Source organism: Streptosporangium subroseum (assembly GCF_900188345.1).
GTDB classification, from domain to species: domain Bacteria; phylum Actinomycetota; class Actinomycetes; order Streptosporangiales; family Streptosporangiaceae; genus Streptosporangium; species Streptosporangium subroseum.
On the sequence record NZ_FZOD01000001.1, the window covers coordinates 441577 to 458409 of the forward strand.

General features: G+C 68.2%; 12 protein-coding genes. 5 read left to right on the plus strand and 7 right to left on the minus strand.

Annotation, left to right across the window (positions count from 1 at the left end; genetic code table 11):
• Positions 1-127 precede the first annotated feature (127 nt).
• The gene (locus CHC08_RS01955) at positions 128-1423 is read right to left on the minus strand and encodes a hydroxyacid-oxoacid transhydrogenase (protein WP_089205355.1); all 1296 of its coding nucleotides are present in this window, start codon (positions 1421-1423) and stop codon (positions 128-130) included.
• The gene (locus tag CHC08_RS01960) at positions 1420-1881 is read right to left on the minus strand and encodes an MBL fold metallo-hydrolase (RefSeq protein WP_218825068.1); all 462 of its coding nucleotides are present in this window, start codon (positions 1879-1881) and stop codon (positions 1420-1422) included. Before CHC08_RS01960 ends, CHC08_RS01955 begins: the two co-directional genes overlap by 4 nt.
• Before the next feature lie 310 nt (positions 1882-2191).
• Here CHC08_RS01960 and CHC08_RS01965 point away from each other — a divergent pair, with 310 nt between their 5' ends.
• Positions 2192-4558, plus strand: a complete 2367-nt coding sequence (locus CHC08_RS01965) for an ATP-binding protein (RefSeq protein WP_089205356.1) — start codon at positions 2192-2194, stop codon at positions 4556-4558.
• A 361-nt stretch (positions 4559-4919) separates the two neighbouring features.
• On the opposite strand, the gene CHC08_RS01970 is transcribed toward CHC08_RS01965, so the two are convergent.
• Together CHC08_RS01970 and CHC08_RS01975 are read right to left on the minus strand one after the other, a co-directional pair.
• Positions 4920-5843 carry a phosphotransferase enzyme family protein gene (locus tag CHC08_RS01970; protein WP_089205357.1) on the minus strand — a complete coding sequence of 308 codons (924 nt, stop codon included), beginning with the start codon at positions 5841-5843 and terminating at the stop codon, positions 4920-4922.
• Positions 5840-7204 carry a helix-turn-helix domain-containing protein gene (locus CHC08_RS01975; RefSeq protein WP_089205358.1) on the minus strand — a complete coding sequence of 455 codons (1365 nt, stop codon included), beginning with the start codon at positions 7202-7204 and terminating at the stop codon, positions 5840-5842. Before CHC08_RS01975 ends, CHC08_RS01970 begins: the two co-directional genes overlap by 4 nt.
• 368 nt (positions 7205-7572) lie before the next feature.
• Between CHC08_RS01975 and CHC08_RS01980 the strand changes: the two genes are divergently transcribed.
• Positions 7573-8073: an ATP-binding protein gene (locus tag CHC08_RS01980; protein WP_089205359.1), complete on the plus strand. Its 501-nt coding sequence runs from the start codon at positions 7573-7575 to the stop codon at positions 8071-8073.
• Here CHC08_RS01980 and CHC08_RS49290 read toward each other — a convergent pair.
• Positions 8061-8216, minus strand: a complete 156-nt coding sequence (locus CHC08_RS49290; RefSeq protein WP_179281838.1) for a hypothetical protein — start codon at positions 8214-8216, stop codon at positions 8061-8063. The two genes, CHC08_RS01980 and CHC08_RS49290, sit on opposite strands and share 13 nt — an antisense overlap.
• A gap of 124 nt (positions 8217-8340) precedes the next feature.
• Here CHC08_RS49290 and CHC08_RS01985 point away from each other — a divergent pair, with 124 nt between their 5' ends.
• The 3 genes from CHC08_RS01985 (at position 8341) to CHC08_RS01995 (ending at position 11119) form a co-directional block, all read left to right on the plus strand.
• On the plus strand, positions 8341-8934 hold the full coding sequence (locus CHC08_RS01985; RefSeq protein WP_089205360.1) for a TetR/AcrR family transcriptional regulator: 594 nt from the start codon (positions 8341-8343) through the stop codon (positions 8932-8934).
• A gap of 319 nt (positions 8935-9253) precedes the next feature.
• On the plus strand, positions 9254-10216 hold the full coding sequence (locus CHC08_RS01990) for a M23 family metallopeptidase (RefSeq protein WP_245878070.1): 963 nt from the start codon (positions 9254-9256) through the stop codon (positions 10214-10216).
• 216 nt (positions 10217-10432) lie between these two features.
• Positions 10433-11119 (plus strand): hemerythrin domain-containing protein, encoded by a 687-nt coding sequence (locus CHC08_RS01995; protein WP_089205362.1) that lies wholly within the window; start codon positions 10433-10435, stop codon positions 11117-11119.
• A gap of 173 nt (positions 11120-11292) precedes the next feature.
• Here the strand turns inward: CHC08_RS01995 and CHC08_RS02000 are convergent, their stop codons facing one another.
• Both CHC08_RS02000 and CHC08_RS02005 read right to left on the minus strand, forming a co-directional pair.
• Entirely contained in the window at positions 11293-11967 is a 675-nt protein-coding gene (locus CHC08_RS02000; RefSeq protein WP_218825069.1) for an HAD family hydrolase, read from the minus strand.
• A gap of 378 nt (positions 11968-12345) precedes the next feature.
• A partial coding sequence (locus CHC08_RS02005) for an amino acid adenylation domain-containing protein (RefSeq protein ID WP_143653067.1) occupies positions 12346-16833 on the minus strand: 4488 nt, incomplete at its 5' end.

Below are 16833 nucleotides of genomic sequence, written 5' to 3' on the forward strand. Positions count from 1 at the left end.
TCCACCTCGCCCCCGCAAAAGACGACCGTCCCGCCCATGTAAGAGGCCACACCGCCCTCGTAAAAACCACCGCCCCGCCCTCATAAGGCGGCTTCGTCGCCCTTCTCAAGACGGCCACGTCCCCGTTTCACCACAGTTCGATGGAGCGCGTCAGGATGCCCGCCACGTCGTCCTCGTCGACCGGCCGCGGAGAGGTGGCGAGCAGGCGCTGCTGTTTCATCGTGCCCTCCGCGAGCGCGGGGACGTCGGCCTTGGTGTAGCCGACGCCGCCGATGCCGTTGGGAATGCCGATGTCCCGCATCAGCTTCATCAGCACGCCGGGCAGGAACTCCGCGAGGTCGTTCGGCTTGCCCGCGGACGGATCGAGCAGCTCCGCCGCCCGCAAATGCCGCTCCGGATGGGCCTCGAAGGTGAACCGGAACGCCTCGGGGGCGGTCAGCGCGACGGCCATTCCGTGCGGCACCATCGGCTCCTCGTCCGGATACCCCTCCGGCCGGAAGTCCCTGACCCGCCCGGCGACGGGGTACGCGTTGGCGTGCGGGATGTGCACGCCCGCGTTGCCGAATCCCAGCCCGGCGAAGGTCGCCGCCATCGCCATCTCCGCCCTGGCCGCGACGTCGTCCCCGTGGCGTACGGCGCTGCGGAAGGAACGGGAGAGCAGGCGCAGGGCCTGCTCGGACCACATGTCGGCCACGGGGTTGGCGCCGCAGTACGGCACGCGCTCCTCGGGACGCTTGCGCTCGTAGGAGGTGTACGGCCGGGCGGTGTAGCTCTCCAGCGCGTGGCAGAGGATGTCCATCCCGGCGGCGGCCGTCACCCCCGCGGGCTGGGTCAGCATGAGGTCGGGATCGACCACCGCCAGGACCGGGCGGAGCCGTACGTGGCTGATCCCGGTCTTGACCTTCAGCTCCAGCACGTCCAGCACGCAGACCGTGGTGCTCTCCGCGCCGGTGCCGGTGGTCGTGGGCACCGCCACCAGCGGCTTGAGCGGATTCGACGGCGCCCGGCCGCCTCCCACCGGAGGATTGATGTAGTCCATCAGCTCGCCGGGATTGGTGGTGAGCAGGTTGACCGCCTTGGCCGTGTCGATGCTCGACCCTCCGCCGACCGCGACGAAGGCGTCCCAGGGTCCGGAGGCGCGTGCGTGCTCGATGGCCGCGCGCATGCTCTCGTCGCTCGGCTCAACGTGCACGCCGTCGTATACGCGTGCCTCGATGCCGTACGCGGCGAACTGCTCGGCGATCCGTTGCGGCGCTCCGGTAGCCGCCACCCCGGGGTCGGTGATGACGAGGGCCCGGCGGACGCCGTACTGGCCGAGGTCGAACCCGATCTCGGCCGAAGCGCCCGGGCCGAACTTCAGCGCGGGGGCTCCGTAGGTGAAGACGGACTCGGGATTGCTCGGAGCGGTGTACACCGTCGTCACTTCTCTCTCACTGGTTGGAAGCCGTTCACTGGTAGAAGCCCGTGGGAGCCGTACGCATGGAGCGCAGCTGCGCCGCGTCGTGGCCGAAGATCACATTGGCCTCGGACCGCTCCGCGATCGAACGGATCTTCTCCACGGAGGCGTACCAGGCGCTCAGATCGTTGACGATCGCCGACGCCGAGCTGGGCGTCGAGATACCGCTCCTCGGAGACCTGGTCGTAGGGGAAGAACTCCTGGAGTCCCGTCGGCACCCAGCGGGTCTCCCCGTCACGTGGGCAACCGGTGTCCCACAGCAGGGTGCCCTCGTCCGTCTCCACCAGAACCGCGTGAGTCGCGCAGGAATACCATTCGACCGGCTTGTCCCGCTCCGACCTGGGTCTGATCGTGCGGCCCGGCTTGAACAGCAGCCAGGTCAGGTCGCAGCTCATCGCTCCACAGTCGAGGACGTGCAATTTCATGCCCATTCCTCCGCTTTACGTTATTAACGGCTGATTTCACAATCCGACACACGCCGCGCCGCTGTCAACGACCGAGCGGCTCCCCCGAGGATGAAGATCGCATAGCTTCCCCATCGACCCCCGGGCAGCACGGTCTCGTGCGCGACGCCGCCGATGGCAACGGCGGTGTCGACGGTCACACCGTGCACGAGGCATGAGCAAGGGCGCGTAAGGGCATGTATAACCAGAAACGGTTAGGGCATAACCTAGGTTTTGTCGGCTCGATTCCGGTGCATGGTGATCCACCGGACGAATCCGGCGTGAGGCGCCGATGAATGCGTTAGCACCGGCCACCTCCAAGCGGCGGCGGGCACAGAAGCTGCCGTCCGAGGTGACCAGTTTCGTGGGGCGTCGGCACGAGGTGGCCGAGGTCAAACGCCTCCTGTCCGGGGCCCACGTGGTGACGCTCACCGGTGTGGGCGGGGTCGGCAAGACCCGGCTGGCCCTACGGGTCGCGGCCGACGTGCGGCGGGCCTTCCGAGACGGTGTGTGGCTGGTCGAACTCGCCGCGCTGGACAGACCGGAACTGCTCGTCCAGACCGTGGCGGAGGCTCTGGAGATCCGCGACTTCTCCTCCCGGTCGCTCATGGAGGTGCTCACCGACCACCTGCGGAGCAGCCAGTCCCTGGTCATCCTGGACAACTGCGAACAGCTGCTGCACGAGTGCGCCGTAATGACAGAGGCACTGATACGTGCCGCCCCCGACCTGCGAATTCTCGTCACCAGCCGGCAGACCCTGGGCATCGACGGCGAGCACACGCTGACCTTGCCGCCGCTGGCGCTGCCGGACTCCGATGTTCCGCCGCCGTCCGTCGAGGCGCTCGCGCACTCTGACGCGGTACGGCTGTTCACCGAGCGAGCCGAGGCCGTCCTGCCCGATTTTGCCGTCACCGACGACAACCGGGAGGCCGTGGAGGGGATCTGCCGCCGGTTGGACGGCATCCCGCTCGCGATCGAGCTGGCGGCCGTACGGCTGCGGGCGATGTCCGTCCAGCAGCTGTTCAACCGGCTGGACGACCGGTTCCGGCTGCTCACCGCGGGTTCGCGGGCGGTGCTGCCCCGCCACCAGACGCTGCGCGCCCTGATGGACTGGAGCTACGCCCTCTGCACCGACCAGGAGCGACTGCTCTGGGAGCGCGTCTCGGTGTTCGCGGGCGGTCTGGATCTGGAGGCCGCCGAGACGGTCTGCTCCGAGAACGACATCGATCGCGAGGAGATCATTGACCTGGTGATCGGGCTGGTGGACAAGTCCATCCTGATCCGGGAGGAGTATCCGTCGGGGGTGCGCTACCGGCTGCTGGAGACGATCCGGCAGTACGGCCGCGACCGGCTGCGGGAGTCCGGTGAGGAGGGGGAGCTACAGCACCGGCACTGCGACTACTACCGGAAGCTGTCGGCGGAGGCGTACCGCCGGCTGTTCGGCCCCTCCCAGGTGACCTGGTTCAGCAGGTTGCAGCTTGAGCACGCCAATCTGCGCGCCGCCCTGGAGCACTGCTTCACCAGAACGGGAGAGCCCGGGACCGGCCTGGGCATGGCCGCCGACCTGCTCTACCACTGGATCACCAGCTACTACCTCGGTGAGGGGCGCCGCTGGCTGGACCGGGGGCTCGCCGCCGACACCTCATCAAGCGAGGTCCGGGCCCGGGCGCTGTGGGCCGGCAGCTGGCTGGCCATCCTCCAGGATGACATCCCCTCCGCCACCGCGATGCTGGAGGAGAGCCGGGGTCTCGGAGAGCTCCTGGGACAGGAGCCGGTCCTCGCCTACGTCGCGCTCTATTTAGGGATGGTCGCCATGAACGAGGGGGACGCCGAATCGGCGGTCGCTCTCTACGAGGAGGCGGCGGCCCGCCACCGCGCCACCGGGGATCCGATAGGCCTGGCGCTGACGCTCATCCGGCTCTCCCTGGCCCACTCCTTTCTGGGCGACTCGTCACGCGCCGTCTCCGTGAGCGAGGAATGCATCGCACTGTGTGACGAACACGAGGAAGGCTGGCACCGGGCGTACGCGACGACGGCGCTCGGCATCGAGTTATGGCGTCGGGGCGACGTCGGTCGCGCGGCCGAACTCGCGAAGGAGAGCCTGAGGTTCACCCGCCTGCTCGACGACTCGCTGGGCATCGGGCTCAGCGTGGAGGCGCTGGCCTGGATCGCCGCCACGGAGCACAGGTATCGGAGGGCGGCCCGGCTGCTGGGAATCCTGCGGACCGCCTGGCAGGCGATCGGAGCACCGCTGTCCGGATTCGGGCACCTGATGCGCTACCACGACGAATGCGAGTCCCAGGTCCGCCAGGCTCTGGGAGAGTCGGCCTTTTCCATGGCCGTCGAACGAGGCGCCCGGCTCTCCTACGACGAGGCGCTCTCCTACGCCCTCGACGAAGGCGCTTCCGGGGATGAGCAGCCCGACAGGTCCGGGCGGCCGTCGCTGCTGACCCCCAGGGAGATGGAGATCGCCCAGCTCGTCGCCCAGGGCATGAGCAACAAGGAGATCGCGGCGTCCCTGGTGATCGCCCAGCGCACCGCCGAAGGTCACGTCGAACACATCCTGAGCAAGTTCGGCTTCACCTCGCGCGCCCAGATCGCGGTCTGGGTCGGTGACTGGAACCGGGCCGCTCAGAACGAGCATCACGACCAAGGGTGACCCCGCCCGGCGGTGCCGCCTCCGGAGGAGGGAGTACACGAGACGCCGGAGCCGATCCATGTGGTGACCTCATCGGCTCCGGCGTCCCGGTGGGGCGGGGGATTCGGGAAAGCAGGGATTGAAGTACTAGTACGGCATCGGCCGCCCCGACGGAGTCCGCAGGTCCAACGAGACGGCGTTGAAGAGGCCTCGGCGCTTGCGGATCTGGATCTGGCTCACTGTATGAAGCTCCCTTCGTACTGCCCGTACGGGCCGGGTGTCGATGCCTGAACGCCAGCCTTGTCTCCGCCGGTGCGAGAACGGGACGGGGAGAATCCCCATTTCAGTACCCGTTTCGTTATAGGTAGGTACGGAAGATCAATCACCGGTACGGCTGCCACCTGGCCGCCAGATCACGGGCCTTGAAGCTGTACATGCGGTTCTCCCACTGCGGCCGGATCCCCGGATTACTGCGCAGAATGGGCAGAACGCTGGTCACCAGCTTGAGCTCCCGAAGGCGCCGCAGCACCGCGAACCCCTCCCACCGGGTCACGTCGAAGCCGTAACCCTCGGCGAGTGGTGTGTGCTCGTCCTTGGGATAGTCCATCCGCAGGCTGCCGACCGCCACCGGGGTCAGATCCCATTCGCGGGGACCGATCGTCATGCCGTCGAAGTCACACAGCACCGGCCCGCCGGGGCCGGCGATGACGTTGCCCAGGAACACGTCCCCGTGGATCACTCCCGGGGGCAGCACGTAGCTGAGCATGGCGAGCCGCTCCTCGACCTCGTCGCACTCGTCCAGCAGGAAGGCGTGGTCGACCGAGGACAGATCCTCCGGCTCGGCCAGCCGCTGGCGGATCTCGGTCATCGGCCTCCACATCGGCAGGTCGCGCGGCGCGCCGGGAAGCGCGTGCAGGCGTCTGAGGAGGACCGCCACGTCCGCTCCGCCGGGACGCGGCCCCACTTCCGGGACGTACTCCCAGAGGGTGATCAGGTGACCCTCCACCCGCATCGGCTGCTCGCAGCCGGGCAGGAGCCGTACCGCCGGAAAATTATGGCCGGCCAGCCAGCGGGCGGCCCGCACCACCGTCGGCACGCTCTCCTGGACGGCGGTGGATCCGGCGATGCGCACCACGACGGGCGCCCGATGGAGGCGGAAGACCGCGTTGTTGGTGAACTTGATCAGCTCGGCGCCGCCGGGTGCGAGCCCCACCCTTTCGCAGACGGTTTCCAGCAGCGAGTGGAGCCGGTCATAGGTGAGCCCTCCCGTGTAGTCGGTGGTCGTTGTTTCGGTGGTCGTCGTCATGCCGCGCGCACTTCCGAGATGCTCCGGGCGAGGCCTTGGGCGTCGCAGTTATGTGTCCGCCGTGTGGCGGCGTCTTCCAGGGGTGCGAGGCGATCGATGATCCTCGCAGAACGGATCTGGGCCGCCAGGGCGACGGCCTCGCGACCGGTGGTGATTCCGGCGCTCAGATCACCGGACCTGAGCTGGACCGTCGCGAGGGCGGTCAGCTCGAACGCCCTGCTCCTGGTCATGCTCGGGTCGCGGCTCTCGATCGCGCTGGTGAGCAGTTGCTCGGCGGTTTCGAGATGGGCGTCGGTGAGGCCCGCGTAGACCATGCCGTTCGTGGCGTCGAGGTCGGCGGCGCCGAAGAAGCTCACCCACACCGGGGGCTTCCGGTCTCGGGCGCTGGCGCGGGCCAGCTCGTCGCGGGCCCTGCTGATCGACTTGAGGGCGAGCTCGCTGTCGCCCAGCAGGGCGTAGGCCCAGGCCTCGTTGGCACAGAGCATCGCCACCGTCCGCTCGCAGCTGGCGTCCTGCGCGCAGATCTGCCCCAGCTGGAAGAACCGCAGCGCGTCCATGACCCGGTCGCAGTGGAGGTGGACGCGGCCCATCCGGTACAGGACGTTGGCCGCCAGCGAGGAGTTTCTGGCGTGCTTGGCCTGCTCCAGCGCGCGGGCCAGATGACCTCTGGCCGGGCCGTACAGCCCGACGTCGAAGGAGGTCCAGCCCGCCAGGTTGTGCTGGTCCGCCAGCGCCTCGTGCAGCCGGAGGGCGACCTTCTCCGTGCACGTGGCATGCAGCAGCCGCTGCGACCACGCCAGCTGCGCCACCACCGCGTCCCGGCAGACTCCGCCTCCATGCTTGTAGTCCAGCGCCCGCAGCGTGCGGGTCACCGTCTCGACCTGCTCGACATCGGCCATGCCGATCCTGTGCGGGGCCGGGGTTTCCACCGGCGCCAGCGGCTCCGCCCACTCCTCCGCGTCTCCGGTCGCCACGCCGATGGTCACCTGCGCGGCGTGGGCGAGCATCCGTCGTACTTGCTCGTCCTCATCGGAATCGCCGTAGTGGTTGGACACCGCCGTCCCGACGAGCCTGGCCGAGGAGGCGTCGTAGGCCAGGCCCATGTAGCCGCGCGGGATCCCCAGCCCGTCGGCGATCCGGCCCAGCACCTCGTACGCCATCACCTGGCGGCCCTTGAGGATCTCGGATATCTCCGACTGTGACTGCGCCGTAAGCGCGGCTATGTGGCGTTGAGAGATCCCGATTCGTTGCAGCAGTCCGTAGACGGCGGCCATGTCCCTGGCCGCCAGGGCTTGCCGCATCTGCGGACGTTCCCAGACGGCGGGGTCGATTTCCTGCTCATTCGCATGGCTGACGTTCATGCCGACCCTTCCAAGGCCGAGTTGCGTTGACGTCACGGTAGCCAGTGCTCCACCAGGTCCGTAGCCGTATCGGCAGGACCGATCACTCAAGGTAATCGGCCACGCCGATCGCCAACGTGACATGCGGAGAGTATGAGTTCAGCAACTGTCCGTACATGGGCCCCGTGGCGCAGGATCGCAACCAGATCGTAATCAGGCTGCGCCCATCCATCTGACTCGTCCACCTCCAACGCTTCCCTCGCTTCCAGCAGGGATATATCCCGGGGCCGGTGCCGGAGGATTCGGTTCCTTCTCACAGGCGCCGGCCTCGGCACCCCGGCCCCAGCCGCCGGTCCAACGTTCCCGTCCTCTACCTCACAGGAGCAACGATGCTCACCGAGCACGCTCCCGCACCAAACTCAGGCGTGCACGGCAAGTCCCGCAGCCGCTTCCGGATGATCGCCTGGTGCCTGCCCCCGGACAGCGCGGCCCGCCGCGCCCGCAAACTGCTCCGCGAGCGCCTGGCCCGGCTCCCCCTCGCAGCCGATGTGATCGCCGAGCTCGAGGTCGTCGTCACCGAGCTGGCCACCAACGCGGCCTCCTACGCCTCCGGCCCCTACGAGCTGCGCATCCTGCACGATCACGGCCTGCCGATCAGGGCCGAGGTCGTCGACGCCGGCACCGGGTCCACGCTGATCGAACACCTGCTGCACCGCCCGTTCAGCATCCCGGACCGCGTCGACGAACTGGAGCTCGGCGGGCGGGGCCTGCGGATTGTCGCCGAGCTCACCGGCGGGAACTGCGGCGCCCATTGGACCCGGCTGTGCGGCACCGGACAGAGCGGAACCGGCGTCTGGTTCGACCTGCCCACACAGCGTCACTGGCCATGATCTTCGCGTAACACGACGCCGAGGAGCCCGAACACGTCGATCGCCGCCCGAACGGCCGCGGCGTCGGCGAGGTCGAGCGCGGCCTTGGCGAGCGTGCACTCCAGACCGCGGGAACCGCCGGCGATGAACCAGGTCTTTATCATGGTGATTCCTTCGTCGTCTGTTCTTGATCGCCGATCTGTTGACTGCGACGCTAAAATGGAGGCCCGCCTCCGAAGCATGCGGAGAAGCCGCCTCCGCTCGCGAGTGGAGTAAGGAGTCGTGCCCATGACGAGTGCGGAGCAGGTTTCCGAGGTCTTCTCGCGGCGCCCCAAGCGCGCCGACGCCCGGCGCAACTACGAGACGCTGATCTCCGCGGCACGCGACGCCTTCGCCGAAGACGGCGTGTCAGCCTCGCTGGAGGACATCGCCCGCCGCGCACACGTCGGCATCGGCACGCTGTACCGGCACTTCCCCACCCGACAGGACCTGTTCGAAAGCGTCTACGTCGACGAGGTCGAAGCCCTGTGCCGCACCGCCGGCGACCTCGCCGACCAGCCCCCCTGGGACGCCCTCGTCGGCTGGCTGCACCGCTTCGTCCGCTACACCGCCACCAAACGCGCCCTCGCGGAATCCCTCAGCCATGACAGCGCGACCTTCCGCAACTGCCGTACGGAGATCTACGCCGCGGGTGAGCCGTTGCTGCAGCGAGCCCAGCAGGCGGGCGCCGCGCGAACAGACACGAGCTTCGACGACGTCCTACGACTCCTCAGCGGAATCACGATGATCCACTTCGCCGAACCCGGACAGCTCGAACGCGTTCTCGGCATGGCCCTCGACGGACTGCGCTACCAGCCGCCGACCGCCGCCTCCACGAACTAGGAGGAGGTTCCCGGGACCGGAAAGAGGAGCCGGAACACCGGCGTTTCGGAGCGCGAGGTCGCCGGATGAGCGGGGCAGCGCCGCCGGCAGTTGTTGCGGACCTCCCGCCCGCGGCGGTGCGGGTGGCCAGGACGTCCATCCGGCGGGCGAGCCGAAGGGCCACCTCCGTTGGGCGGCGTTGGCCCTTCATTCCTGCCCTCGGTCCCACCTAGTTGTGTCCCTATCGACGTTTTCCGTATGCCCGATACGGCGGCAAGATCGCCTAAGGTGCCGTTCTGGAAATCCAAGAAGATCACGACTGGCGTGAGGAAGAATCCACGTGAAGATCAGAGGTTTCACAGCAGGGGCAGCCCTGCTGCTCAGCCTGGCAGGCGCGGTCGCACTGGCCCCCGCAGCCGGTGCGACCGGCACAGGCAGTACGGCCGGCGCAGCCAGCACGGCCAGCGCGGGACCGAGCTTTCAGATGCCCTTCCCCTGCGGCCAGAGCTGGACCGGCAAAAACGGCAGCGGCGCCCACCAATCATGGGAGATCGACTTCAACCGGGGCAGCTCCGCGACCGCCGATCTCGGTGACACCGTGGTCGCCGCCGCCGCCGGCACGGTCGTCACGTCGGCCAACCAGGGTTCTGTAAACGGTTTCGGTAACCTGGTCAAGATCGACCATGGCGGCGGCTGGACGACCTTCTACGCGCATCTGCGGGTGCGCTCGGTGAGCGCCGGTACCCGCGTCGCCATGGGGCAGAAGATCGGCGAGGTCGGCAACACCACCAAGCCGGGCGCCAGCGTCCCGCCTCACCTGCACTTCGAGGTCCGTACGAGCGGGTCCTATCCCGCGAACATCCAGAAGGCCGTCTTCAACGGTGTCACGTTCGGCTACCCCGGACAGACGCTGACCTCGAAGAACTGTGGCGGCGGCAGCGGTGGCGGCGGTGGCGGTGGCGGTGGCGGTGGCAGCACCAACCCCTACACCCCCGAGAAGATCTGCGGCAGCGGATACACCGTGATCGACTCGGCCGCTCTCGGCTCGGCCGGCAAGGCTTACCTGCTCTATAACAAGGCCAACGGCCGCAACTGCGTGACCACGGTCAAGAGCACGTCGCTCGGCAAGGCCAGCGCCGTATCGGCCTATCTGGAGGTGCAGGGGAAGAGCCGGGTCACCGACGCGGGCAACTTCGACTACTACGCCGGCCCGGTGACGGCCGCCGGGGCGAAGAAGTGCATCAAGTGGGGCGGCAAGGTCGGAGCCACCGTCTACAACAGCGTCTTCGAGCACTGCGGCTGACCAGGTAACCGTTCGGCTCGATGAGAAGGCCACTTCCGCCTCGGGAGTGGCCTTTTTCATGTTCGGCACGGCTTCCTCGACCGATGCGGCGGCGGGAGATAACGACGCTTTCGAGGAGTTCGTCCTAATTGAACTGATGGGCCTGCGGCCCCGTGTTCCTACTACAGCCGTACTGGGCCTGCGGTATCGGCACACGCGAAGTGATCACGGGGAAAAATGACGACCGCTGACGAGCAGTACGCCGATATCCGCGAGATGTACATGGTGCACACCGTGTTCCGGCGGGAGTTCGCCCTGCTGCCGGCGCTGGTGCGCGGGGTGACGGTCGGCGACAAGGAGCGCTCGCAGCTCATCGCCGATCACATCGGGCTCCTGAACTCCTCCCTGCATCACCATCACCACGGCGAGGACAAGCACCTGTGGCCCAGGCTGCTGGAGCGCGGCTCCACGGAGATCGCTCCGATCGTCCACGTGATGGAAGAGCAGCACGAAGGCATCGAGAAAGCCCACAACGAGATCAACGCGGCGCTGGAAGCCTGGCGCGGCAGCGCCGCCTCCGAGCCCCGCAAGGCTCTGGCCGACACCATCGACCGGCTGATCCCCCTGCTCAACGAGCACATGGGCATGGAGGAGGAGCGCGTCCTTCCGATTATCGCGAAGACCATCACCGCGGCCGAGTGGGGTCAGATGGTTCAGGAGGGAGGCGCCGACACTCCTCCGGAACACCTTCCCCTGCTGTTCGGCATGATGATGTACGAAGGAGATCCCGACGTCATCGAGATCGCCGTCTCCAGCATGCCCGCGGAAGCGCGCCCGGTCATCAAGGACCTGGCTTCGCAGGCGTTCGCGTCCTACTCCGAACTCATCCACGGAACCGCCACCCCGCCCCGCAGCAGAGACTGATCGCATCTGTCTCCGCCCGAGTGGCCTGTCGGCTTCAGCGGTGAACCGCCGTCGGCCTAGAGCTCGGCGAGGAACTCGTCAGGTGATCCCTCACCTTTTTTGGTCTCGATGAAGGCCGGCGCGCCGCGAAACATGCGGGCCGTCAGAGGCGAGTTGCGAGGGCCCTGTAACCGCTAACCCCGGATGTGGCCGCCTTCGAGACGCGCCACGGCGTCGACCACATCCGGGAACGCGTCGATGAACGCGTCGACATGGTGATCATCGAAGTCGTCACGCCGTCTGACGCCGCTCTGCAGGCACGCGATGAAGCGCAGTCCCGCGCCATTTGCGGCCTGCGCATCGCCGGGTGAGTCACCGACGTACAGGCATTGGCCGGGCCGCAGCCCGGTGACTGCGAGGAGTTCGTCGAAGGCTCGGGCGTCGGGCTTGCTGAAGCGCATGTTGCCCCCGTGGTAGACAGCGGTGAGCCGGTCGGCGAGCACATGGTCTGGAGCGAGCAGGTGCTCCACCTCGACTTCGGTGCGCGACGTCAGCAGCATGATGCTGCGCCCTGCGACGGCGAGCTCGTCGAGCGCTTCAAGATTTTCCGGAACGACGACATCCAACCGGCCGTCTGTTACGTACTCCCGGAGCACGACGTGATAAACAGTCTCGAAACTCTCGAGGTCCACGCCTGGTGAACGCTGCGGCATCGCATCGAGCAGGGGCAGTCCCCACGTTGACAGATGCACCGCACGTGGCATCGGCTCGCGGCCGATGCGTGCCAGCACCTCGTTCTCCAACTCGAAACACACCGCCTCGGTGAGACAGAGCGTGTCGTCCACATCAATCACCACGGCGCGGATCACCCCGCAAAGGTAACGTGACGCAGCACCGCACAGACTCGCAGCCCCGCCGACAGATCGGCTACCGTACCGGCCGCCGACCTTCGGTTTTTCGACCAGGGTCACCACGGTGATGAGCGCTTCATCAGAAGCAACCTGCAGAGCGCCACGATGCCATCCGGTCGCATGGCTTCTGTCCAGCCCGTCACCTCTCGGAACATCGCCAATTCCTCATGAACGAGGCGGACGGCCTCCTCCTCCTGACCACGAACCTTTCTTGCGTCAGGGCTCAGTTGGGCTCGTCGGGGACCTGCGTGGCTTCTCCGCCGCCTTTCCGGAGCAGGCCGTACGCATCCGGCTCTCCTGCGGGTGGGGAAAGAGTCGGACGTCAGCACGTGCGGGTCACTCCGGGCGTCCTCCCAGGAGGTCGGCCAGTACCGCGGCCACCTGGCGCAGGGGCTCCGGCCTGGTCATGTCGCTGTGCGTGGAGTTGACCGGGTAGGTGTGCAGGCTCCCTGTGAAGAAGGGACGCCACTGGGCCATGACCCCTTCCTCCGGGACGCGTCCTTCCGTGGCGGGGAAGTGGTGGATGTCGCCTTCGAAAACTCCCGGCGTGCTGCGCTGGAAGAGCCGGAGGTTGTCCTTGATGGTCTGCGCGAAGGCGCGGATGTGGTCCTCCTCCAGGACCCAGGTGGTGGCGAATTCGCGCTGAATGATGTGCAAGGTCTCCGTTACCGTGAGCGGGTGCTCGGTCCCCTCCGTCTCGCACCCCAGCGAGCGCAGGAGATCGAGCAGGATGCCGTGGTCGTCGACCTCGATGATCGGGGCTTCGAGGTTTGGCGGATAGCTGTCCATGAGGGCCAGCAGGGCCACCTTCTCCCCGCTCCGCTGCAGCCGCTCCGCGACGGCATGGGCGAGATTGCCGCCGATGGACCAGCCAAGCAGGTGATAGGGACCACTCGGCTGGGCGCTCCTAACGCGATCCAGGTAAAGGGTGACCAGGGCGTCCAGGTCGGCAGGGGAAGCCGTGCCGTCGAAGGCCGGCGACTGTAGCCCGTACACCGGCTGTTCGGAGGGCAGGTGCCTGATCAAGCCGGTGTAACTCCAGCTCAGACCGCTGGCGGGCGGGAAGCAAAGCAGCGGCGGCCGTTCTCCGTGGCTTCGTAGCGGCAGCACGGGCTGGAACGGGTCGTCCTCGACGCCGCCGTCCAGCAACGACGCGAGCCCCGCCACGGTCGGGTGCTGGAACATGTTCACGAGGGACAGTTCCACCCCGGTGGCATCCCGGATGCAGCTCAGCAGTTGGACGGCGAGCAGGGAGTGCCCACCGAGGTCGAAGAAGTTGTCGTCGATCCCCACCTGCGGCAGGTCTAGGATTTCGGCGAATATGCGGCTGAGCAGCCCTTCGCGAAGGTTGCGAGGTTCCCGGCCGGTGCTACCGCCGGTGTAGTCGGGGGCGGGGAGGGCGGCCCGGTCGAGTTTGCCGTTGGCGTTGAGCGGGAGCGCGTCGAGGATGACGACCGCTGAGGGGACCATGTAGTCGGGCAGGAAGCGGGAGAGGTGAGAGCGTACCGCGGCCGAGTCGAGGTCCGCGGCGGGTGCGGCCTCAGGAAGCTCCGTCGAAGCGGTGGGCACGACATAGCCGATGAGGCGTTTGTCGCCGGGTTGGTCCTCGCGGGCGATGACGGCGGCCTGGGCGATGGCCGGATGGGCGAGCAGGACGGCCTCGATCTCGCCGGGTTCGATGCGGTGACCGCGGATCTTGATCTGGTGGTCGGTGCGGCCCAGGTGCTCCAGGTGACCGTTGTGGTTCCAGCGGGCCAGGTCGCCGGTGCGATACATCCGCTCCCCCGGTGCGCCGTAGGGGTTGGCGATGAAGCGTTCGGCGGTGAGCGCGGGCTGGTGGTGGTAGCCGCGGGCGAGGGTGGGGCCGGTGATGTAGAGCTCGCCGGGGACGCCGGGGGGGACGGGTTGCAGGTGGTGGTCCAGGACGTAGGTGTGGGTGTTGGTGATGGGGGTGCCGATGGTGATGGGGGTGTCGGGGGTGATGGTGGCGGTGGTGGCGCAGACGGTGGTTTCGGTGGGGCCGTAGGCGTTGATGAGGGTGTGGTGCCGGGTCCAGGTGCGGGCGTGGTGGGCGGGAAGGGGTTCGCCCGCGGTGATGAGGTGGGTGAGGGTGGGCAGGGTGGCGGGGTCGAGGTGGGGCAGTGCGGTGGGCGGCAGCGTCAGGTGGGTGATGTGGTGGTGGTTGATGAGACGGGTCAGGTCGGGGCCGGGCAGCAGGTGGTGGCGGGGTGCGGTGATGAGGGTGGCGCCGGTGGTGAGGGTGACGGCGATCTCGGCGATGGCGGCGTCGAAGCTGGGGGAGGCGAATTGCAGGACGCGGCTGGTGGGGGTGAGGTGGAAGCGTTCGGTTTGGGCGGTGAGGAGGTGGGCGAGTCCGTGGTGGGTGACGGTGACGCCCTTGGGGGTGCCGGTGGAGCCGGAGGTGTAGATGAGGTAGGCGGGGTGGCGGGTGTGCAGCGGGCGGGCGCGGTGGCGGTCGGTGGGATCGGTGGCGGGGTGATGGGCGTGGGGCTGGGTGTCGAGATGGATGGTGGCCGGCAACGAGATGCCGGGCAGCGGGGTGGTGGTGTGGGTGATCAGGAGGGCGGGGGCGGCGTTGGTCAGGATGTGGGCGATGCGGCCGGCGGGGTGGTCGGGATCGATGGGCAGGTAGGCCGCACCTGCTTTGGCCACGGCCAAGATCGCGGTGATGAGATCGATGGAGCGGGGCAGCGCGACGGCGATGAGGTGTTCGGGACCCGCACCACGGGCGATCAGCAGATGGGCGAGCCGGTTGGCGCGGGCGTTCAGCTCGGCGTAGGTCACCTGCGTCTGGTCGTGGATGACCGCCGTGGCGTCGGGGGTGCGGGCGGCTTGGGTTTGGAACAGCTCGGGCAGGGTCCGGGCGGGGACGTCACGCGCGGTGTCGTTCCACTCGATCAGAACCCGCCGACGCTCGACCTCACCCAGCACGTCGATGGCGTCCACCTGGACATCCGGATCCGCCGCTGATGCCGCCAGTACCCGGACGAAACGCTCCACCAGCACTTCGACGGTCGCCCGGTCGAACAGGTCGGCTGCGAACGTGACCGCACCACCCAGCCCGGCGGCCCCACCCTCGGCGTCGAAAAGCTCACCCAGCATAAACGTCAGATCGAAGACCGGGTTGTCGCCGGTGTCGAGTCTTTCGATGTGCAGGCCGGGCAGGTTAAGGGTCACGGGCGCGGTGTTCTGCAGGGCGAGCATGGTCTGGAAGAGGGGGTGGCGGGCCATGGACCGGGCGGGAGCCAGGTCTTCCACGAGCCGCTCGAACGGCACGTCCTGATGGGCGAAGGCGTCCAGCCCGCGTTCCCGTACCCGGTGCAGCAGTTCACCGAAAGAGGGGTCACCGGACAGATCGGTGCGGATGACCAGGGTATTGACGAAGAAACCGACCAGGTGATCGAGACTGTCGTCGGTGCGTCCGGCGATGGGGGTGCCGATGGGGATGTCGGTGCCCGCGCCGAGGCGCGACAGCAGGGTGGCGAGGGCGGCTTGGAGCACCATGAACATGGTGACGCCCTCGGCTCGCGCCAGAGCGGTGAGCCGCCGGTGGAGGCCGGCGTCGATGTGGATGGGTGCGGTGGCGCCGCGGTGGGTGGCCACCGGCGGGCGGGGCCGGTCGGTGGGCAGGGTGAGTTCCTCGGGTAGCCCGGCGAGGGTCTCGCGCCAGTAGGCGAGCTGGGCGGTGTGCAGGCTGCGCGGGTCGTCCGGGTCTCCTAGCAGGTCACGCTGCCAGAGGGCGTAGTCGGCGTACTGCACCGGCAGCGGCTCCCAGGCCGGTGACTCGCCGCCGGAGCGAGCGGCGTACGCGATCGACACGTCCCGCGCCATGGGACCCATGGACCACGCGTCGCCCGCGATGTGATGCACCACGATCAGGAGGACGTGCTCCTGCGGCCGCAGCCGGAACACCCGGGCCCGCAACGGGATGTCGGAACGCAGGTCGAACGGCAGGGCCGACACCTGGAGGACCTGCTCGCGTAGATCCGCTTCGAGGACGTCGACCGTCGGCATGTCGAGGGAGACGTGTCCGGGCGGGAGAATCCGTTGCCGCGGTACGCCGCCGGCGGCAGGGAAAACGGTCCGCAGCACCTCATGCCGGACGAGGAGGTCCCACAGGGCGGCGCGCAGCGCTTCGGCGTCCAGCTCGCCCCGGAGGCGCAGCGCCACCGGGATGTTGTAGTTGGCGTTGCCGCCTTCCAGCTCGCGAAGGAACCACAGCCGGGTCTGGGCGAACGACAGCGGGACGATCTCGGCACGCGGCCCGGCGACAAGGGCGGGCCGCGCGGCATCGGCGTCGGTCAGACGGCCGGCGAGCCCCGCCACGGTCGGGCTCTCGAACAGGGCCCGGATCGGAAGCTCGACCCCGAGGACCGCCCGGATCCGGCTGGCCAGACGGGTGGCCAGCAGGGAATGCCCACCGAGGTCGAAGAAATCGTCGTCGATCCCCACCTGGGTCAGGCCGAGCACCTCGGCGAACACCTGGCACAGGAGCTCTTCGCGGGGGTCACGTGCCTGCCTGTTTCCCTCGGTGGCCTCATACGCCGGGGCGGGAAGGGCGGCCCGGTCGAGTTTGCCGTTGGCGTTGAGCGGGAGCGCGGGCAAAACAACCAGGGCGGCGGGCAGCATGTAGTCGGGCAGGGACGCGGCCAGATGCGCGCGTACGACCACGGTGTCGATCGAGGCGCCGTCGCGCTCGACGAGGTAACCGATGAGGCGTTTGTCGCCGGGTTGGTCCTCGCGGGCGATGACGGCGGCCTGGGCGATGGCCGGATGGGCGAGCAGGACGGCCTCGATCTCGCC

Excerpts from the sequence above, each read along its gene's own strand:
- CHC08_RS01970 (WP_089205357.1), bottom strand. The coding sequence starts at position 5,843 with ATGACGACGACCACCGAAACAACGACCACCGACTACACGGGAGGGCTC.
- CHC08_RS01995 (WP_089205362.1), top strand. The coding sequence starts at position 10,433 with ATGACGACCGCTGACGAGCAGTACGCCGATATCCGCGAGATGTACATG.
- CHC08_RS49290 (WP_179281838.1), bottom strand. The coding sequence starts at position 8,216 with ATGATAAAGACCTGGTTCATCGCCGGCGGTTCCCGCGGTCTGGAGTGC.
- CHC08_RS01965 (WP_089205356.1), top strand. The coding sequence starts at position 2,192 with ATGAATGCGTTAGCACCGGCCACCTCCAAGCGGCGGCGGGCACAGAAG.
- CHC08_RS01985 (WP_089205360.1), top strand. The coding sequence starts at position 8,341 with ATGACGAGTGCGGAGCAGGTTTCCGAGGTCTTCTCGCGGCGCCCCAAG.
- CHC08_RS01980 (WP_089205359.1), top strand. The coding sequence starts at position 7,573 with ATGCTCACCGAGCACGCTCCCGCACCAAACTCAGGCGTGCACGGCAAG.
- CHC08_RS01960 (WP_218825068.1), bottom strand. The coding sequence starts at position 1,881 with ATGAAATTGCACGTCCTCGACTGTGGAGCGATGAGCTGCGACCTGACC.
- CHC08_RS01975 (WP_089205358.1), bottom strand. The coding sequence starts at position 7,204 with ATGAACGTCAGCCATGCGAATGAGCAGGAAATCGACCCCGCCGTCTGG.